This window comes from Streptomyces sp. NPDC056600 (genome assembly GCF_042792855.1).
Taxonomy (GTDB): Bacteria; Actinomycetota; Actinomycetes; order Streptomycetales; family Streptomycetaceae; genus Streptomyces.
This window is the reverse complement of sequence record NZ_JBHTVQ010000005.1, coordinates 85,840-105,017: the sequence shown is the minus strand read 5'-3', so window position 1 is coordinate 105,017 and position 19,178 is coordinate 85,840. Positions and strand designations below refer to the sequence as shown.

At 72.5% G+C, this 19,178-nt stretch carries 18 protein-coding genes; 9 read left to right on the top strand and 9 right to left on the bottom strand.

Annotated elements, in window-relative coordinates; genetic code table 11:
* Positions 1-17: 17 nt before the first annotated feature.
* From ACFRAV_RS04470 to ACFRAV_RS04460, 3 genes are all read left to right on the top strand, one after another.
* A complete protein-coding gene (locus ACFRAV_RS04470; RefSeq protein ID WP_382551562.1) occupies positions 18-668 on the top strand; it encodes a DUF402 domain-containing protein in 651 nt (216 codons plus the stop codon).
* Positions 665-1,315, top strand: a complete 651-nt coding sequence (locus tag ACFRAV_RS04465) for a nucleotidyltransferase family protein (RefSeq protein WP_382551560.1) — start codon at positions 665-667, stop codon at positions 1,313-1,315. The genes ACFRAV_RS04470 and ACFRAV_RS04465 overlap by 4 nt, the downstream gene beginning before the upstream one ends.
* Positions 1,316-1,396: 81 nt before the next feature.
* Positions 1,397-2,614 (top strand): DUF4190 domain-containing protein, encoded by a 1,218-nt coding sequence (locus tag ACFRAV_RS04460; protein WP_382551559.1) that lies wholly within the window; start codon positions 1,397-1,399, stop codon positions 2,612-2,614.
* Positions 2,615-2,658: 44 nt separating this feature from the next.
* Here the strand turns inward: ACFRAV_RS04460 and ACFRAV_RS04455 are convergent, their stop codons facing one another.
* Entirely contained in the window at positions 2,659-3,237 is a 579-nt protein-coding gene (locus tag ACFRAV_RS04455; protein ID WP_382551558.1) for a GNAT family N-acetyltransferase, read from the bottom strand.
* A gap of 136 nt (positions 3,238-3,373) precedes the next feature.
* Here ACFRAV_RS04455 and ACFRAV_RS04450 point away from each other — a divergent pair, with 136 nt between their 5' ends.
* From ACFRAV_RS04450 to tpg, 4 genes are all read left to right on the top strand, one after another.
* The gene (locus ACFRAV_RS04450; protein ID WP_382551557.1) at positions 3,374-3,604 is read left to right on the top strand and encodes a hypothetical protein; all 231 of its coding nucleotides are present in this window, start codon (positions 3,374-3,376) and stop codon (positions 3,602-3,604) included.
* 124 nt (positions 3,605-3,728) lie between these two features.
* Complete coding sequence (locus ACFRAV_RS04445) at positions 3,729-4,130, top strand: hypothetical protein (protein ID WP_382551556.1); 402 nt, start codon at positions 3,729-3,731, stop codon at positions 4,128-4,130.
* Between the two features lie 11 nt (positions 4,131-4,141).
* Positions 4,142-6,598, top strand: coding sequence for a telomere-associated protein Tap (gene tap / locus ACFRAV_RS04440; protein ID WP_382551555.1), 2,457 nt, complete (start codon positions 4,142-4,144; stop codon positions 6,596-6,598).
* Between the two features lie 15 nt (positions 6,599-6,613).
* The gene (gene tpg, locus ACFRAV_RS04435) at positions 6,614-7,171 is read left to right on the top strand and encodes a telomere-protecting terminal protein Tpg (protein ID WP_382551553.1); all 558 of its coding nucleotides are present in this window, start codon (positions 6,614-6,616) and stop codon (positions 7,169-7,171) included.
* A gap of 102 nt (positions 7,172-7,273) precedes the next feature.
* Here the strand turns inward: tpg and ACFRAV_RS04430 are convergent, their stop codons facing one another.
* A complete protein-coding gene (locus tag ACFRAV_RS04430) occupies positions 7,274-7,534 on the bottom strand; it encodes a hypothetical protein (RefSeq protein WP_382551551.1) in 261 nt (86 codons plus the stop codon).
* Between the two features lie 283 nt (positions 7,535-7,817).
* Between ACFRAV_RS04430 and ACFRAV_RS04425 the strand changes: the two genes are divergently transcribed.
* Positions 7,818-8,672 carry a helix-turn-helix domain-containing protein gene (locus tag ACFRAV_RS04425; protein ID WP_382551550.1) on the top strand — a complete coding sequence of 285 codons (855 nt, stop codon included), beginning with the start codon at positions 7,818-7,820 and terminating at the stop codon, positions 8,670-8,672.
* Positions 8,673-8,733: 61 nt separating this feature from the next.
* Here the strand turns inward: ACFRAV_RS04425 and ACFRAV_RS04420 are convergent, their stop codons facing one another.
* Entirely contained in the window at positions 8,734-9,246 is a 513-nt protein-coding gene (locus ACFRAV_RS04420) for a MarR family winged helix-turn-helix transcriptional regulator (RefSeq protein WP_382551548.1), read from the bottom strand.
* A 91-nt stretch (positions 9,247-9,337) separates the two neighbouring features.
* Between ACFRAV_RS04420 and ACFRAV_RS04415 the strand changes: the two genes are divergently transcribed.
* Positions 9,338-11,485 carry an MMPL family transporter gene (locus tag ACFRAV_RS04415; RefSeq protein ID WP_382551547.1) on the top strand — a complete coding sequence of 716 codons (2,148 nt, stop codon included), beginning with the start codon at positions 9,338-9,340 and terminating at the stop codon, positions 11,483-11,485.
* A gap of 262 nt (positions 11,486-11,747) precedes the next feature.
* On the opposite strand, the gene ACFRAV_RS04410 is transcribed toward ACFRAV_RS04415, so the two are convergent.
* From ACFRAV_RS04410 to ACFRAV_RS04385, 6 genes are all read right to left on the bottom strand, one after another.
* Positions 11,748-12,749: a sugar phosphate isomerase/epimerase family protein gene (locus ACFRAV_RS04410; protein ID WP_382551545.1), complete on the bottom strand. Its 1,002-nt coding sequence runs from the start codon at positions 12,747-12,749 to the stop codon at positions 11,748-11,750.
* Positions 12,750-12,842: 93 nt separating this feature from the next.
* Positions 12,843-14,036, bottom strand: coding sequence for a Gfo/Idh/MocA family protein (locus ACFRAV_RS04405; protein ID WP_382551544.1), 1,194 nt, complete (start codon positions 14,034-14,036; stop codon positions 12,843-12,845).
* Positions 14,037-14,138: 102 nt separating this feature from the next.
* Positions 14,139-15,176 carry a substrate-binding domain-containing protein gene (locus ACFRAV_RS04400; RefSeq protein ID WP_382551542.1) on the bottom strand — a complete coding sequence of 346 codons (1,038 nt, stop codon included), beginning with the start codon at positions 15,174-15,176 and terminating at the stop codon, positions 14,139-14,141.
* A 31-nt stretch (positions 15,177-15,207) separates the two neighbouring features.
* A complete protein-coding gene (locus ACFRAV_RS04395; RefSeq protein ID WP_382551540.1) occupies positions 15,208-16,257 on the bottom strand; it encodes an ABC transporter permease in 1,050 nt (349 codons plus the stop codon).
* Positions 16,254-17,762 (bottom strand): sugar ABC transporter ATP-binding protein, encoded by a 1,509-nt coding sequence (locus ACFRAV_RS04390; protein ID WP_382551664.1) that lies wholly within the window; start codon positions 17,760-17,762, stop codon positions 16,254-16,256. The genes ACFRAV_RS04395 and ACFRAV_RS04390 overlap by 4 nt, the downstream gene beginning before the upstream one ends.
* 159 nt (positions 17,763-17,921) lie before the next feature.
* Complete coding sequence (locus ACFRAV_RS04385; protein ID WP_382551663.1) at positions 17,922-19,103, bottom strand: ROK family protein; 1,182 nt, start codon at positions 19,101-19,103, stop codon at positions 17,922-17,924.
* Positions 19,104-19,178 lie beyond the last annotated feature (75 nt).

The following is a 19,178-nucleotide window of genomic DNA, read 5'->3' as shown; positions in this document are numbered from 1 at the left end:
AACGAGAGGACACCCGCATGCGCAGGTTCAGCACGGGCCGCACCGTGATCCGCCGGGACGTGCACCGCTCCGGCCGGGTATGGAGCGAGCACGCGCTGCGCGTCATCGAGGACACCGGCGAGACCCTTCTGGCGGCCTGTCCACCAGGCGCCGAGACCCGCTGGCCCACTCTCTACGCCCGGGCCCGCGCGGACGAGGACCGCTCGATCCGGCTGGCCGCCTTCGACGCGATGGCGGCCGACACCTGGGAGCTGACCGCCGCGACCTGGCAGCAGACCGAGGTACTGCTGTGGAGGCCGCAGCACGCCTGGTTCAGCGTCAACGCCCTTTACACCGACGCCGGACTGCGGACCTGGTACGTGAACTTCGAGCATCCCGCCACCCGCACCCCCGACGGCTACGACACCCTCGATCTCACGGTCGACCTCCTCGTCGCCCCTGACCTGACCACCTGGCGCTGGAAGGACGAGGACGAGTACGCGCACGTGCGCCGCCTCGGCATCGTCACCGACGCCGAGCACGAAGCCGTGACCTCCGCCCGCGACGAGGCCCTCGCCATGATCGAGGAACGTTCCGGCCCGTTCGCCGACGCCGCCGCCTGGCAGACATGGCGTTGGGACTCCCTGTGGCCCACCCCGCGCCTGGGCGACGGGCGCGACGAGCAGTGATCGGACGTCTCCCGCTCGACGAACAACTCCTCGCCCTCCGGTCCACGCTCTCCCGCAACGAGGTCCTGCTGGACGTCCTGGACCGCACACAGCAACTGCGGCTGCCCGGCTGGTACCTGACGGCCGGCTGCCTCTTCCAGACGGTCTGGAACGTGGTCACCGGCAGACCCCCCGCCGACGGCATCAAGGACTACGACCTCTTCTACTTCGACGACCACGACCTCTCCTGGGAGGCGGAGGACGCGGTCATCAGGACCGGCGAGGCGGTCTTCGCCGGTCTGCCCGCCGAGGTCGAGATCCGCAACGAGGCCCGTGTGCACCTCTGGTACGAGGAGAAGTTCGGCGTCCCGTGCCCCCCGTACACCTCCACCGAGGCCGCGATCGACAGCTTCGCCGCCACCACCTGCTGCCTGGGCGTGCGCCTCGACCCGTCAGGGCGATGGCGGGTGTACGCACCCCACGGTCTCGCCGACGTCTTCAACCTCGTCGTACGCCCCAACCCGGTGCTCGCACCGCGTGAGGTCTACGAGACCAAGACGTCCCGGTGGCGCCGCAGGTGGCCCGAACTCACCGTCCTGGACTGGTCCGCCGGGACAGGTGAACTTCCCCCGCCCGGCTTCGCGGGCCAGGGAAGCCAGGGGCGGTGAGCGACCGGGAGATGGCGTGCGCATAACATGCGCACGCCATTCACCCGTCGACATGTCATGTCCTTACGAGGAGCACCATTCGTGGCCACCGACCAGCCCGACCCGCACAGACCCGGCAGCCCCGAGGCCGGCCTCCCGTCGGCCACCCACCCGGGGCCGCCCCCGGGCGGCCCCGCTCGGCGGGCCCGGAACGACTCGGACGGCGGATCTGCCCCGCAACCCACCGTCGGCAGGCCCGCCTACGACCGGTTCGCCATCGCCGCCCTGGCGTCCGGCGTCCTGTGCTTGGTCCCGCCGCTCGGTCTGATACTCGGTGTGATCGCCCTCGTCGGTATCAGAAGGACCGGTCGGCGTGACCGGGGCCCGGCTCTCGCGGGGATGGCTCTCTCCGCCACCGGCACGCTGCTCATGGTCCTGTTCTTCACCACTACGGGCGGCGAGGCCCTGCGCGAGAGGCTGCTCAAGGGTCTGGGGCAGGGCTCCGGACAGACCTCCGTCACGGCCGGCCTGGAGCCCCGTGACTGTTTCGACGAGCCCGGTGCGCCGAAGGACCCGGCGGATCTGGCGACGTACGTGGTCGCCGACATCGACGAGGCGTCCTGCGAGGACCCCCACGACGGTGAGGTGTACGGACGCTTCGATCTCCCGGCCGGCGCGTTTCCGGGGGACGGCGAGGTGGTCGCCGTGGTCGACAAGTGGTGCACGGAGCGGACGAGTTCCTACAGTCCGGACGCCTGGAAGCTCTTCGGGCGTGCGCGCTTCAACTTCTACCCTCCGTCGGAGGAGGACTGGGCCCGCGGCGAGCGCGGTGCCGTCTGCGCGTTCGCCCCGGCGGAGTACGGCGACCGGCTCACCGGGTCGCTCCGTCAGGACGGTGACGCGCTCGACCGTCACCAGCGGGCCTATCTGGATGCCGCAGGCCAGTTGAACGCCGCTCTGGCCCGAGTGCCGCTCGTCGACGTGGAGGAAACCCTCGTCCACCACCAGGAGTGGGGATCCGACGTCGCCGGCTACCTCGGGCTGTTCGCCCAGGATCTGCGGGACCACAAGTGGGAAGGGGAGGCTGCCCCGCTGGCCGCCGAACTCGCCGAAGAGGCCGACGGCGTTCGCGGCGAGTGGGAGAAGCTGGCGATGCTGGAGGACGTCGACGAATTCTGCGACCAGTGGGCCGTGGCCGAGCAGACGGTGGCGGACGACGTCGCCGGAACGGTCGCCGCGCTGCGCACCCAGCTGAAGCTGTCCACGCGCCGTCCCGTCACCACCGAGTACCAGTACCCGCCGTCGCCCCTGCTGTTCTGAAGAGCTGTGCTCAAGAAGACCGGGGGCGCCGAGCGACGGAAGACTCAGCGGGCGGGCAGCGGGTCCGACCCCGGCTGCCACTCCCGCCTGAGCAACCCGAAGACCCACGAGTCGGAGACCTCGCCGTTGACGACGCAGTCCTCCCGCAAGGTTCCCTCACGCACGAAGCCGAGCTTCTCCAGCACGCGTGCGGAGGCCACGTTCCGCGTGTCGGTCTCGGCCTGGACGCGATTGAGGTCCAGCGTGTCGAACGCCCACCGCAGCATGGCGCGCGCGGCCTCCGTCGCGTAGCCGTTGCCCCATGCGGCCTCGCCGTAGCAGTAGCCGAGCGAGGCGCTGCGGTACTCCGGATTCCACCCGGCCAGGGTGCACCAGCCGATGAACGCCCCGTCGGAAGCACGCTCCACGGCCAGCCGCGTCCCCGTGCCCTCCCGTTCCATCTGCCGGCACACCTCGAGGAACCTGTCAGCGCGTGCGCGGTCGGTCCACGGCGGCGAGTCCCAGTAACGCAGAACGTGGGCGTCGCTGTGCAACGTGAAAAGGTCGTCCGCGTCCGTCCCCTTGAAAGCACGCAGTCGAAGGCGAGCGGTCTGCAACGCCGGGACGGGCAGCGACGTTCCCATGTGGCCTCCCCTGATCGGTGACCGGCCCATCAGACAGCCACCCCGTACCACTCGCAACGGGTTTTCCCGGCGGGTCGGCACAACTGGTGGACGGTGTGGCCGGTCCTGGTCGCCGTACTCGCTGTAGCCGTGCCGGGTGGCACTGCGTCCAGTGCAAGAGGTACGCGCCGCAGCGCAGCGTGTCGTCGCCCTGTTCGTCACCACGTGCCGCACGTTCACGAAGGCCGCGCTGGGTCCGGCGCCGCGCCAGGACATCGTGGCGCTGCACCGTGACCTGCTCGGCTCGTGGGTGAAAGGCGCGCATCTTGAGGCGCTCATCCCGCTGAACGGCAGCGGTGGCGGCCCGAGGCGGCGCCCTCCGGCCTGATGACGGGGTGTGGCCAGGCGCGGTGCGGTGCGCGCTACGTGAGGGAGGGCGGCAGGGCGGCACCGGCACCAACCACCTGGACCAACGGAACAACGTTTCGTTGGTCAGTGATAAGTTGTCCCGCATGTCTTCCGATGTTCGGGATGCTGCCCGCAGGCGGTTGTCCGCTCTGACCGCGCCCGCGGACGTGGCAGGCGGTGAGGTCGCGGCGGTTCGGCTCGAGGAGGACTCCGCCCTGATAGGGCGCTTCCTCGCGACGGTCGGCACCGCTGCGGACGGCGCAGACGGTGCGGACGGGTCGGGTCGAGCGGCTGTCGAGGACAGTGGGGCGGCGCTGAGTCTGCTGGAGAGCATGCGGGCGGCGCTGGACGAGGTGGAGGCGCAGGTCGTCATGGAGGCGCGTCGCCGCGGTCTGGACTGGCGGCAGATCGCCCGCCACCGGGGCCTGAACTCTTCCCAGGCGGCCTCCCAGCGCCATCAGCGGCTGGTGACGCGGCTGGAAGAGATCCGCCAGGGCGTCAGGTAAGGGAGAAGTCGGTGACGCATCAGCAGCCAGAGCTTTTCGCTGCCGTCGATTCGCTTCTCGCCGCGGTCGACGACGGCCGTCTGCTGCCGGCCCCGGCCGAGCGGAGGCGGCTGCGGGAGGCGGCAGGGCTGAGTGAGGCGGCCGTCGCCCAGGCCCTGGGCGCGCGGGTGGCGAGCGTCCAGGCGTGGGAGGCCGGCCGCTCGGAGCCCAAGGGGGAGCGCCTGGAGGGTTACCGCCGACTGCTCGACGGGCTGGCTGCCCGCCATCCCGCCCCCGCCGGCCCTGCGGCTCCCGCCCCCGGGAGCAACGCCCAGGCTCTCGCCCCCGGCGGCGCTGCGACTCCGCCCTCCGGAACGGCTGCCGCTCCCGCCCCGGGCGGCACCACCGCGCCTCCCGCTCCGGGCACCGCTGAGGCTTCAACCTCCGACACGGTTGCGGATCCGCCCCCCGCAACGGTTGCGGATCCGCCCCCCGCAACGGGTGCGGCTCCGACCCCCGGAGCTGCCGCGACCGCGGGCCCCGCTGAGGCTCCCGCCCCCAGCGACCCCCCCGCTCCCGCCACCCCCGCCGCCGCGCCCGCGACGTCCCGCCCGTCACGCACCGCCCCGCCGTCGCCGCCCCGCCGTCCCGCCGCGCGGAAGCCCGCCCGGGCCGGGGCGAAGGCCTCGACGCCGGCCGGAACCCCGGCGGCTGCCGGCGACCGCAAGGCGTCTCCCGCCCCCGCCCCGCCAGCGGACGACCCCCGCTTCGCCAACGGCCCCCTCGCCGTCCTCGACGCCGACCCGAACGGTAAGGTGCAGGCGTACTGCACCGGCGGCCTCGTCCTCGACGTGCCTGCCACCACCCTCCCCGCCCTCGTGGAGTGGACGCTCGACGAGGCCAGGCTCGGCCAGCCCAGACTGTCCGGGCCCGGCAAGGACGCCGACCCGCTCCTCGTCCTGACCCGGACCGCCCTTGAGTGCTACGGCCTGCCCACGGCCCTCACCGACGCCGAACGGCTCGCCGGACGCCTCCCCGAGAGCCACAAGGCCGTCAAGCAACTCGCCCGTGCCCACTGGCAGCTCACCAAGCGCGGCCTGGGCCCGTGGGCGCGGATCTACCGCCCCGCCCAGGGCGCGGAGCGCTCCTGCGTCCAGCTGTGCGTCCCGGCGTGGAACGCTCTGGACACTCGCCACTGGGGTGAGGCCGCCGACCTCGCCCCGGCCGACCTCGCCCGGGTGCTCGGCCTGTACGCCTCCCGCGTCACGACACCCCGCGGCTCCACCGCCGTGACCGGCCTGGAACTGATGACCGCCCTGCACCCGCCCACCCGCGCCTCCGCACCCGACGCCGAGGGTAGACGGCACTCCGAGTACAACCCCGGCTCGCTGGGCAGCCACCCCGTCGACCCGGCGCCGTGCGAGGCACCGGACGGCCACCCCGTCCTGGCCGACCTCCCGCGCTTCCACATCCGCGGACCGGAGCAGAAGCTGTTCGAGGAGGCCTACGACTGGGCCCGCCCCATGACGGACGACGAGTGCACCCTGCGGCACCTGGTCGGCATCGACGTCAACATGGCCTTCGCCGCCGGCGCCAACGGCCTGACCGTCGGCCTCGGGGCGCCCACCCACGTCACGCGCCCCGAGTTCGACCCCAAGCTGCCCGGCAGCTGGCTGGTGGACCTCTCCCACGTCGACCTGTCACGGGTCAAGGTGGGCAAGGAGTGGGTCCGGCTGGACGCCGACCTGCTGCCCTCCCCGTTCACCCCCAAGGGCGAACGACCCGGCGGCCCGGCCTGGTACGCCACCTCCACCGTCGCGTACGCCGTCGAACTCGGCTACGACGTGCAGCCGTTGGAGGCCTATGTACGCCCCGAGAACGGCCGCTACCTGGACGGCTGGTACCAGCGACTGCGCGACGCCTACCTCGCCACGATGGCCGACCTCGGTGTCCACCCCGACATGCCTGCGGCCGACTTCCTCACCGCGATGCGCCACCACAAGAAACGCGACCCGCACCTGGCGATCGTCGTCTCCGCGATCAAGGCCACCGTCAAGGGCGGCCTGGGCAAGCTGCGCGAGCGGCCCCGCGGCGAGGGCTGGCGACCGGGCCTGCCGTGGCGCGCCCTGTCCCGGCCGACATGGCGGCCCGACATCCGCGCCGCCGTCATCTCCCGCACCCGGATCAACCTCCACCGCAAGATCGTCAAGCACGCGGCGTTCACCGGCCGGTATCCCGTGGCGGTCCTCTCCGACTGCGTCGTCTACGCCGCCGCCGGCCCCTCGCCGCTCGACCTCCTGCCCTACCGCGACGGCAAGCCGCTGCCCGGCGGCTTCAAACTCGGCGTCAATCCCGGCCTGGTCAAGCACGAAGGCACCCAGAGCGTCCTGTGGGGCGAGGAGGTCCGCGAACGGTTCGACGCCCCGGACCTCAACCTCGCCCGCTACATCAAGGACGGCAGCGTCACCGACACCGACACCGGCGAATAGGGGAGAGGACAGGCGATGAGCATGTTCGCGGACGGCCTGGACGCCGCCGTCGAGAAGGCGTTCACCCGCCCGGCGCCCAGAAGGGCGGGCACGCAGATGCGCTACCTGGTCAAGCAGCTCGGCGGCACCAAACCGGTCGCCCAACTGCTGCGCGTCTCCCAGCGCACCGTGGAGCGGTACGTGAAGAACCAGATCAAGAAGCCCCGCCCCGACCTCGCGGCGCGCCTGGAGCGAGAGGTCAGGAAGCGCTGGCAGCCGCAGGTCCGGGCCAAGGCCAGGGCCAGGGCCGCCACCACCGACGGCATCGTCATCGACACCCGGGCCCGCCTCGGCTACACCGCGCCGATCGGGTCGACCGACCAGGACCGCGTCCGGCACCTGACCGTCGCCCTGTCCCCGCAGCACGCCGCCCGCCTCTTCGACGCCCACCAGGCCGGTGCGGGCGACCAGCAGCTCCAGCAGATCGCCGCCGAAGCCCTCAGGGAGGTCTACTTCCAGGACAACGGACGCCGCGCCGGCAGCCTGGAGGAGGTCCGCTTCACCGACGTGGAGCACCTGGAGTTCGAGCTCTGACAGCTGCCGGTCGCAGGTCCGGGGGCCGGCCGCCGACACCCCGCCGGGGCGGAGCCGCCGGCCCCACCCCGACGGGGCGAGGCCGACGACGGCTCGAGCGGGTCAGCGGTTGGTCCACAGGTTCCAGAAGAAGGTGCCCTCGGCGCACTGGTATCGGTCCCAGTGCCCGCGGTCGATGCCCTGCTGGCCCGCCGTCTGGCAACCGCCCAGGGTGACGTACTTGCCGCGATGGACGTCGAGGCTGTCGGCCGCCCGCACGGCGGCCGCACCGTGGGGCGCGGCGAAGGCGGGCGCCGCCGAGGCCGCACCGATCGCGAGCGCCGTGATCGTCGCGAAAGCCGTGAGTGCCGTGCGTACACGCATGATGAAGCCCTTTCGGAAGGTGGGTTCGGTCCCGCCGGGCGGCGTGCGCCGGCACGGCCGGGACCAGGATCGGAACCGGCCGACGCTCACCCTCGGGGGTGATCCGTCCAGCCGGTACGCCGAGTTTGCGCAGGAAGGAGCGCTTTCACCACCGGATCCCGCTTGATTCACCGATGTCGGGACAAATAGGGTTCTGACCTGCTGGGACGTCATCGTCCCGGGAGGCGGGACGGTCGTGTGGGACCGCGTCGCCCGTTGTCCTGCTCGGCGGAAGGGCCCATCGATGACCGGTTCGCGGCCGGAGCGCGACGCGGCGGTACGGAATCTGGCGAACGCGCTGCGCGGACTCCAGCAGCGGTCGGGCCGCACGCTGCGTGCCCTGGAGGCGCAGGTCCGCATCAGCGACTCGTCGCTCTCGCGCTACTTCCGGGGCGAGAGCGTGCCGGTCTGGTCCGTGGTGCGCGACCTCTGCCGGGCGATGGGAGCCGACCCGGCCGAGTTCCGCGCCGCGTGGGAGGCCGCCGACCGCGCCCGCCGTGGCGAGGAGGGCGAGGCGCGCCCCCTCGATCCCGGCCTCCGTCCCGCCCTCGATAAATCCCTCGACGCCGCCGTCGACGCGGCACCCGAGGCCGCCGCAGGCCCGCCGCGGCGCCGCGGTCGGGCATGGTGGCGCCGGCCGGGCGGAGGGCTGACCCGCGGTGGGGTCGTGGCGGTGGCCGCGACGGCGACCGCCGCGGGAAGCCTGGTGACCTGGATGCTGGCGGCCCTGCTGCTTCCCCTGGGCGGGCTGGACGCCCCACAGGCCCAGGGCGCCCCGGGCGAGGCCGGTGTCGTCGTCCACAACGCGGAGAAGGTGTGCCGGAAGCCCCGCACGCACGACTGCGCCCTCTCCCTGGCCTACGACCCCTACCGCCCCTACGTCAGATCCAACGCCGCGGGCCGGGTCTGGCACCACGACCTGCTCCAGGCGCGCTGCACGGTCGCCGACGGCGTCACCGTCACCGACGAGAACGGCAAGCACAGCAGCATCTGGATCCAGGTCACCCGTGACGGCGGGCAGGTGTGGCTCCCCGGAATCCGTGTCGCCCCCGACGAACTGGACCAGCTCGCCCGGCTGCTGCCCCGCTGCACCCCCTGAGCGGAGCGCCCTTCGATCGACGGAGCATCACCTGCCGGGCCGGGCCGGCCCGGGCGTCGGTCTACCGGCTCGGCTCCTGACCCTGCCCTCCGCCGAACCGGTCGGCGGCCAGTTCCTGGTTGAGGGTCTGCAGGAAGTCCGCCACCGTGGCGAGCTGCTCGGGCGTGAACTGCTCCATCGCAGCCTCGGTGCTGCGCGCCAACGGGCTGAAGTACTGGCGGGCCAGCGCGCGCGCCGCCGGCTTGTACTCCAGGTGCACCACCCTGCGGTCGGCGCTGTCACGCGTCCGGCCGATGTGTCCGGCCCGCTCCAGCCGGTCGATACAGGCGGTGACCGCGCCGGAGGTGAGGCTCAGGCGCTCGGCCAGTCGTGAGGGTGTCATCGGGCGGCCCTCCGTGACGGCGGAGTCCATGACGGCGGCCAGAGCGTGGACGTCGGTGGCGTGCAGCCCGTGACTGTGCGCGAAGGAGTGCGCGCGCCGGTTGGTCTCGCTGGTCAGCGTCCGTAGCAGGACGGCGAAGGCCTGCAGGTCGTGCGCTGAGTCGTTCCGGCTCTCCGGACTGGTCCGTTCCATGACTCCATTCTAAGATCTCTCGATTATTGAGATACTTTATCTTTGAGATATATTGACCTTCGTCATTCGCTCCACGTCCGTTGGGAAGTGCATGAACACCCTGCGTCGATCAGTCCGCCGGCTGGTCCCTCTCGTCCTCGTCGTCGTCTGGCTCGGCCTCGGGGGAGCTTTCGGCTCCTACGCCGGCAAGCTCGGGGAGGTCGCCACCAACGACCAGGCGGCTTTCCTGCCGCAGAACGCCCAGTCCACCAAGGTCATCGAGGAGCAGAAGGCCTTCAACCAGGAGGAGACGCTCCCGGCGATCATCGTGTGGACCGCCGAAGGTGGCGGACCGGTGGACAAGGCCCAGCAGAAGGCCGCCACCGGGCAGCTGGCCTCGCTGGCCGATGTCGACGGCGTGGCCGGCACCCCCTCGCCGGCGCTGCGCTCCGAGGACGGGGAAGCCCTCCAGGGCGTCGTGCCGCTGAGCCCGGACCTCGGTGACCGGCTCGCCGAGGTGCTGGACGACGTGAAGGCGGCCGCCGCCGAGGTGCCGGGCACCCGCACGCAGCTCGCGGGCCCGGCTGCCACCCAGGGCGACCTGAGCGAGGCCTTCGCAGGCATCGACGGCATCCTCCTCGGCGTCGCGCTCGCGGCCGTCCTCGTCATCCTGCTGCTCGTCTACCGCAGCGTCCTGCTGCCCTCCACGATCATCATCAGCGCCGTCTTCGCGCTCGGTGTGGCGTGCGCCGTCGTCTACGTCCTCGCCGACCACGACATCGTGCGGGTCGACGGCCAGGTGCAGGGCATCCTGTCGATCCTGGTGATCGGCGCGGCCACCGACTACGCGCTGCTGCTGACGGCGCGCTTCCGCGAGGAGCTGTCGCACAGCGGGGACAAGGTGGCCGCGGCCCTCGCCGCGACGCGCGGCTCCTTCGGCGCGATCACCGCCAGCGCCGCGACCGTCGCCCTGGGCCTGCTCGCCCTGCTGCTCAGCGACCTGACCAACAACCGCGCCCTCGGCCCGGTCGGCGCGATCGGCATCGTCTGCGCGGTCCTCACCACGCTGACGTTCCTGCCCGCGGTGCTCGCCCTGATGGGCAAGGCCGCCTTCTGGCCGGCCAAGCCCCGCTCCGCCGACGCGGAGACCGGCGGCCACGGAATCTGGCGACGTGTCGCGCACCGGGTCGACACCAACCCGCGACGGCTGTGGCTCGGCACCATGGCCCTGCTGGTGGCCGGGGCGGCCTTCTTCCCCACCCTGCAGTCGAAGGGCGTGCCGCTGGACGAACTCTTCGTCAACGACGCGCCGTCGGTGGCCGCACAGCAGACCCTCGGCAAGCACTTCCCGGGCGGCTCCGGCCAGCCGGCCGTGATCATCGCGGACGCGGACGAGCGGGCGGACGTGACCGATGTGGCCGCCGCCACGGCCGGAGTGGCCGACGTCCGCGTGGTCACGGAGTCCGGCAGGCCGGACGCGGCGCCTCTGGTGGCCGACGGACGGGTCCGCATCGACGCGACCCTCACCGCCGCACCGGACAGCGACGCTGCCAAGGACGCCGTGAGCGCACTGCGGGAACGGCTCGAGAAGGTCGACAGCAGTGCCCTGGTCGGCGGTTACACCGCGCAGCAGTACGACACCCAGAGCACCGCGGAGGACGACCGCACGCTCATCATCCCCGTCGTCCTCGCGATCATCCTGGTCATCCTCGTCCTCCTGCTGCGGTCCCTGCTGCTCCCGCTGCTGCTGGTGGCGACCGTGGCGCTCAACTACCTGGCGACGCTGGGCATCGCCGGCCTGGTGTTCGAGCACGGCTTCGGCTTCTCCGGCACCGACGCCTCCGTCCCGCTGTACGGCTTCGTCTTCCTGGTCGCCCTGGGCGTCGACTACAACATCTTCCTGATGTCCCGCGTGCGGGAGGAGACGCTGCGCCTGGGCACGCGGCAGGGCGTCCTGCGGGGACTGGTCGCCACCGGTGGGGTGATCACCTCGGCCGGTGTCGTCCTGGCGGCCACCTTCGCGGCCCTCATCGTCATCCCGCTGGCCTTCCTCGCGCAGATCGCCTTCATCGTGGCCTTCGGCGTGCTGCTGGACACCATCGTGGTGCGCTCGTTGCTCGTGCCCGCCCTGGTCCGCGACATCGGCCCCAAGGTCTGGTGGCCCAGCCGGCTGGCCCGTGAGACGGCGGACGAGCACGAAGAGCAGGACGGGCCCACGGCTCCGGCCGAGACGGTACAGGCGCAGGCGAAGCCGAGCTGATCCGCCGCCGGCCCCGGTGGCGAGCCGTGGCCCCGGCGCCCGCCCGTCGCGCCGCGCGAGGCGACGGGCGGGCTCCGGCCGCCACGGCCGAGCGGTGTCCCGGCGGTCGCCGCGGACAGGGCCTCTGCGCACCCGATCGCCTACCGGTGCCTGCGGGCGAGCATCACCGGCGCCCGCCGGTGGGATGCCCCCTCAGGACCGCCACGGTCACTCGCCCGCCACCTCGCCGCCGCCTGACCGGGAGCCACACGGACGGACCGGCCTAGTTGCCGCCGAAGGCCGCGTCGAAGGAGGCGGCCGGCGGGTCGAAGTCGAAGGTCTTGAGCCGCCGCAACGCCTCAGGGGCACCCTGGAGGCGGTCCATCCCGGCGTCCTCCCATTCCACCGAGATCGGACCGGCGTATCCGATGGAGCGCAGCATCCGGAAGACGTCCTCCCAGGGAACGTCGCCGTGCCCGGCCGACACGAAGTCCCAGCCGCGCCGCGGATCCCCCCAGGGCAGGTGCGAGCCGAGCCGGCCGTTGCGCCCGTCGAGCCGCTTGCGGGCCTCCTTGCAGTCCACGTGGTAGATCCGGTCGCGGAAGTCCCACAGGAACCCGACCGGGTCGAGGTCCTGCCACACGAAGTGCGACGGGTCGAAGTTGAGTCCGAAGGCGGGCCGGTGGTCCACCGCCTCCAGGGCCTTCCGCGTGGTCCAGTAGTCGTAGGCGATCTCGCTGGGGTGGACCTCGTGGGCGAAGCGCACGCCCTCGGCGTCGAACACGTCCAGGACGGGGTTCCAGCGGTCGGCGAAGTCCTGGTAGCCGCGCTCGATCATCGACTCGGGGGCGGGCGGGAACATGGCCACCAGGTGCCAGATCGCCGATCCGGTGAACCCGATGACGGTGTCCACGCCGAAGGCGGCCGCGGCCCGGGCGGTGTCGGCGATCTCCGCGGCGGCCCGCCGGCGGACGCCCTCCGGCTCGCCGTCGCCCCAGATCCGGGCGGGGAGGATCGCCTGGTGACGTTCGTCGATGATCGCGTCGCAGACCGCCTGCCCCACCAGGTGGTTGGAGACCGCCCAGCACCGCAGGCCGTACTTCTCGAGGAGCCGGCGCCGGCCGTCCACGTAGGACGGGTCGGCGAGGGCCTTGTCCACCTCGAAGTGGTCGCCCCAGCAGGCGAGTTCGAGTCCGTCGTAGCCGAATTCGCGGGCCAGTCGGCAGACCTCCTCGAGCGGCAGGTCGGCCCACTGGCCGGTGAAGAGCGTGAAGTCGCGGGGCACGGTACGTCTCCTCGGTCGGTTCGAGTGAAGGGCCGGCACCGCGGGCGGCGCCGGGTTCGCAGGGGAGAGAGGCGGCGGGGCCGGGGGAGTGGCTCACCCGACGGGGGTGTAGGCGGAGCCCTCGGCGGCGCTCGCCTCCACCGCCGCCAGGACGCGTTGGACCCGCAACCCCTCGGCGAAGGTGGGGGAGGCCGGTCGTCCGGTGTGCACGGCGTGCACCAGATCGCGGGCCTGGTGCACGAAGCTGTGCTCGTAACCCAGGCCGTGCCCGGGCGGCCACCAGGCGCCGAGGTACGGGTGCTCGGGCTCGGTGACCAGGATCCGGCGGAACCCGGCGTGCGGGGCGGCCTCGCGATGGTCGTGGTACTCCAGCTCGTTCAGCCGCTCCAGGTCGAAGGCCAACGAGCCCTCGGAGCCGTTGAGTTCGATGCGCAGGGCGTTCTTGCGGCCGGTCGCGAAACGCGTCGCCTCGAGGGTGGCGAGGGCGCCGCCGGTGAAGCGGCCGGTGAAGACCGCCGCGTCGTCCACGGTGACGGCGCCGCTGCCCGCCGACGCGTCCGTGACGGCCAGGCCGCTCGAGGGGGCGGCGGGGAGCGGCCGTTCGCGGACGAAGGTCTCGGTGAGGGCGGACACTCCGTCGAGGGTGTCGCCGGTCAGGTACTGGGCGAGGTCGACGATGTGGGCGCCCAGGTCCCCGAGCGCCCCGGAACCGGCGGTCTCCTTGCGCAACCGCCAGGTCAGCGGGAACGCGGGGTCCACCAGCCAGTCCTGCAGATAGACGACCCGCACGTGACGCACCCTGCCCAGACGCCCGGCGGCGATCATCTCCCGCGCCAGGGCGGCCGCGGGGACGCGGCGGTAGTTGAACCCGACCATGGCGATCTGCCCGCGCTCCTCGGCCGCCCGGGCCGCCGCCGTCATGGCCTCCGCCTCGGCGACGCTGTTCGCCAGCGGCTTCTCGCACAGGACGTGCTTGCCGGCCTCCAGGGCGGCGATCGCGATCTCGGCGTGGCTGTCACCGGGGGTGCAGATGTCGACGAGGTCGACGTCCTCACGGGCGATCAGGGCACGCCAGTCGGTCTCGGCGGCCGCCCAGCCGTGCCGCCGGGCCGCGGCGCGGACCGCCCGGGGGTCACGGCCGCCGATCGCGGCGAGCCGGGGTTCCAGAGGCAGGTCGAAGACCCGGCCCACGGTGCGCCACGCCTGGGAATGGGCGGCGCCCATGAAGGCGTGGCCGACCATGCCGATCCCGAGGGCGGGTCGTGCTGACGGAGCGGACTGCGGCATGCGGTTTCTCCTCCTCGTCGACACGCGCTGCTCGGACGGGCCCCGCCCGAGCAGCGCACCGTTCGCCCGGCCCCACGGCCGGGCCCGCGCTCGGCTCCGGGATCAGTCGAAGCCGACGGACATGTACCGGTCGACGTTGGACTTGTCGACGACGGCCGAGTACGCCGTGACCTGCGAGGGAATCTCGAACTCGGCGAGGCCGGCGACCCCTTTGCCCTGCCCGAGGGCGCGGGCCAGGTCGATCGCGGAGGCCGCCATGGTCGGCGGATAGAGGACGGTGGCCTTCAGCACCCCGTCGTCCGCCTTGATCGCCTCGAACGCCGACAGCGCTCCGGCCCCGCCGACCATCAGGAAGCCGCTGCGGCCCGCCTGGTCGACGGCCCGCAGGGCGCCCACGCCCTGGTCGTCGTCGTGGTTCCACAGGGCGTCGAACTTCGGCTGCGCCTGCAGCAGTTGGGCCATCTTGGCCTGTCCGCTCTCCACCGTGAACTCGGCGGCCTGCCGGGCGACCTTCTTGATGTTGGGGTAGTTCTTCAGCGCGTCGTCGAAGCCCTTGGTGCGCTGCCGGGTGAGTTCCAGGTTGTCCAGGCCGGCGAGCTCGACCACCTTGGCGTTCGCCGTGTCCTTGAGCTTCTCGCCGATGTAGTGGCCGGCGTTGAGACCCATGCCGTAGTTGTCGCCGCCCACCCAGCAGCGGAAGGCCTGCGGCGAGCTGAAGACGCGGTCCAGGTTGACCACCGGGATGCCCGCCCGCATGGCCTTCAGACCGGTCTGGGTGAGCGCCGCGCCGTCGGCCGGCAGGATCACCAGGACGTCGACCTTCTTGTTGATCAGCGTCTCGATCTGGCCGATCTGGGTGGCGGTGTCGTTGGACCCCTCGGTGATGTCCAGGGTGACGTCGGAGTACTTCTCGGCTCGGGCGCGGGCCTGTTCGTTGATGGCGTTGAGCCAGCCGTGGTCGGCCTGCGGGCCGGCGAAACCGATGGTGACGGCCTTGCCGGGCTTGTCGTCGGCCGCCTGCTGGGAGGAGCCGGTGTTCTCCTTGTCCTTCTCGTTGCTGGTACAGCCCGCGAGGAGGGCGCCGGCCGAAACGGCGGCGGTCCCGAAGAGCAGTCCCCTGCGGCTCGTGAGGTCGGGCATGGTGGTGGACCCTTCTGTCGGCTCGGACGGATCAGGTCAGCTCGTTCTTGACGGTGCGGGACTGCACCAGGACCGCGGCGACGATGATCGCGCCCTTGGCGATCTGCTGGACGTCGCTCTGCAGGTTGTTGAGCGCGAAGATGTTGGTGACGGTGGTGAAGATCAGCACGCCGAGGACGGAGCCGACGATGGTGCCGCGGCCGCCGCTGAGCAGGGTGCCGCCGATGATCGCGGCGGCGATGGCGTCGAGTTCGTAGAGGTTGCCGTTGGTGTTCTGGCCCGAGCCGGAGAGCACGACCAGCATGAACGCGGCGATGCCACAGCACAGTCCGGACAGCAGGTAGAGGTACAGGCGCTGGCGGCGGACGTCGATGCCGGCCAGCCGGGCGGCCTCCGCGTTGCCGCCGACGGCCACCGTGCGGCGGCCGAAGGTGGTGCGGTTGAGCAGCAGCCATCCGGCGACCGTGACCCCCGCGAAGACCAGCACCAGGGGCGGGACGCCGAGCACGTAGGCGTCACGCCCGCCCAGGTCGAGCACCCCCTCCACGGTCACCCGCTGGGTGCGCCCCTCGGTGATCAGCAGGGCCAGCCCGCGTGCCGAGGCCAGCATGGCGAGGGTGGCGATGAACGGGACCATCGCGCCGTACGCGATCAGCGCCCCGTTCACCAGACCGCAGCCGAGCCCCACCACCACGGAGGTGAAGAGGATGCCGGCGAAGCCGAACTCCTGGGTGGCCACCGTCGTCGCCCACACCGACGACAGGGCCACGATCGCGCCGACCGACAGGTCGATCCCGCCGGCGGTGATCACGAAGGTCATGCCGACGGTGACCACGCCGACCACCGAGGCCTGGGTGAGCACCAGCCGCAGGTTGTCGACGTCCCAGAACGCCTCGGGCCGGGTGACGCAACCGGCCACGACCAGCGCGGCGAGCACCCCCAACAGGGACAGGGTCCGCACGTCCAGCCGCGCGAACACGGGCGACGGTGCGGTGCGGCGGCCCTCGGGGGGCGGCGGCTGTTTCTCGGCACCGGGGGCGGGCGGGGCCCCGCCGGCTGATGGAGACACGGGGTGCGTCATGTCTGGCTCCCTTCGGCAGCCGCGTCGGTGGCGTGCAGCACGAGATCGAGGACCCGGTGTTCGTCGAGTTCGCCGGCCGGCGCGGTGTGCACCACCCGGCCCTCCCGGAGCACCAGGACGCGGTCGGCGAGACCGAGCACCTCGGGCAGTTCGCTGGAGACGAGCAGCACCGCGAGTCCTTCGTCCGCCAGCCGGCGGATCACCGCGTACAGCTCCGCCCGGGCGCCGATGTCCACGCCCCGGGTGGGCTCGTCCAGCAGCAGGATGCGACAGCCGCGCAGCAGCCAGCGGGCCAGCACGGCCTTCTGCTGGTTGCCTCCGGACAGGGTGCGCACGGCGGCGTCCGGGTTGTCGGGGCGCAGGGACAGCTCCCGGGTCGCCGCGCGGGCGGCGGCGCGCTCGGCGCGGCGGTCCAGCCAGCCGCCCCTGGCGAACCTGCCGAGTGTGGAGACGGAGACGTTGCGGGTGACGCTGTCCAGCATCAGCAGCGCCTGCGCCTTGCGTTCCTCGGGGGCCAGGCCGAGGCCGGCGCGGACCGCGGCGGGCACGCTGCCGGGCCGCAACGGCCGTCCGTCCACCAGGACCCGTCCGGCGGTGGGCCGACGCGCGCCGTAGAGGGTCTCCAGGATCTCGGACCGGCCGGAGCCGACCAGCCCGGCCAGCCCGACGATCTCGCCGGGCCGCAGCTCGAGGTCGAGCGGCCGGAACCTCCCCTCCAGGGCGAGGCCCCGGACGGTGAGCACGGGCGCCGCCTCGGGCGGACGGGCGGGCCGGGGCGGAAAGGCGTGCTCGACGCTCCGGCCGGTCATCAGGGAGACGATCTCCCGGGTGGGCGTGGTCCGCGCGGGCAGTGCTCCGGCCACCGCCCGGCCGTCCTTCAGGACGGTGACCCGGTCGCCGATGCGGCGGATCTCCTCCAGCCGGTGGGAGATGTACACGACCGCCACGCCCTCGTCGGTGAGGGAGGCGACGATCCGGAAGAGGTTGCCGACCTCACCGGGGTCGAGGGCGGCGGACGGCTCGTCCATCACGATCAGCCGGACGTCGTGGGAGAGCGCGCGGGCCATGGAGACGATCTGCTGCTGTGCGGCGGACAGCGCGCCGACCGGGCGGGCCGGGTCGATCTCCGGGTGCCCGAGCCGGCACAGCAACCGCGCCGAGGCCTCGCGGGCGACACGGGGCCGGACGACGAACCCGGCCCTGGTGGGCTCGTGGCCCAGGTGGATGTTCTCGGCGACCGACAGGTGCTCGACCAGATCGAGTTCCTGGTAGATGGTGGCGATCCCGAGACGGACGGCGTCGCTGGGGGAGCGCAGGGAGACCGTCTCCCCGCGCCAGGTGACGGCGCCGCCGTCCGGCCGATGGACACCGGCCAGCACCTTGATCAGGGTGGACTTGCCCGCGCCGTTCTGCCCGAGCAGGCAGTGGACCTCACCGGCCCGGACCTCCAGGTCCACCCCGTCCAGGGCACGGACGCCCGGGAAGGACTTGGTGATCGCGGTCATGGTGAGCAGTGGTGCGGAGGCTTCGGACGGCATGACGCATCTCCCGGCGGTAGGCAGGGCGGCACGGATCGCGCGAGGTCACGGCGGGTACGGCTCGGGGCCGGGCGGTGGCACGGCCCCGGCCGTCGGGGTGTGGGGCGCAGACGGTGTCTGGTGCTGTCAGGCGGGGGAGAACACGTGGTCGCTGATCAGTCGGGCCGCGCCGACCACTCCCGCGACCGCCCCCAGTTCGTCCAGGACGATCGGCAGGTTGCCGGTCGCCAGGGGGAGGGACTGTCGGTAGACCTGGGTGCGGATGGCGGCGAGGAGGTTGTGGCCGAGGCCGGTGACCCCTCCGCCGATCACCACCAGGCCGGGGTTGAAGAAGCTGACGAGGCCCGCGATGACCTGGCCGGCGCGCGTCCCGCCCTCGCGGATCAGGTCGAGACAGGCGGCGTCGCCCGCCGCGGCGGCGGCGCCGACGTCGGCCGCGGTGAGCCGGCCGTTCTCGGCCAGCCGTGCGGCCAGTTGCGGTGAACGCCCCTGCTGGGCGGCCTCCACCGCGTCCTTGGCGAGCGCGGCCCCGCCGAAGTGGGCCTCCAGGCAGCCGCGGTTGCCGCAGGCGCAGCGACGGCCGTCGGGGACCGCCCGGATGTGGCCGATGTCGCCTGCGCTGCCGGTGACGCCCCGGTGGACCTTGCCGCCCACCACGATCCCGCAGCCGATACCGGTGCCGATCTTGACGCACAGGTAGTCGTCCACGGAACGGGCCACACCGGCGTGCATCTGGCCCAGCGCCATCAGGTTCACGTCGTTGTCGACCATGACCGGGCAGCCCAGTTCCTGGCTGAGCGCCTCCCGCACCGGGAACCCGTCCCAGCCGGGCATGATCGGCGGCGCGACCGGCACCCCCTCGGGAAACCGCACCGGCCCCGGAACGCCGATACCGGCGCCGTCGAATCCCTCCGCCGGCCCCGATCCCTTCAGCTTGGCGGCCATGTCCAGCACCTGCTCGAAGACCGGCACGGGACCCTCGCGCACGTCCAGCGGCTGGGTGAGATGCCCGAGCACCTCCAGCTCGGCGTTGGTGACGGCGACGTCGACCGAGGTCGCGCCGATGTCCACACCGAGGAAACGCAGGCCGGGCGCCAGCCGGACGTTGTGCGAACGGCGGCCGCCCCGGGAGGCGGCGAGACCGTCGGCGACGACCAGTCCCGTCTCCTGCAGCCGGTCCACCTCGACGGCGAGCCGCGACCGCGACAGGTCGACGCGGTCACCCAGCTGCGCACGGGAGTTGGGGCCCTCGTCCCGCAACAGCCGCAGCAGCCGGGCCTGATGGGCGTTGGCGGGCCGCGCGGTCATACGTCTCACGATCCCCTCCCGGCCCAACTGCCCTCATTACGGGTTGCTTTCACGGAGAACGTAGCAGCGGCCGCG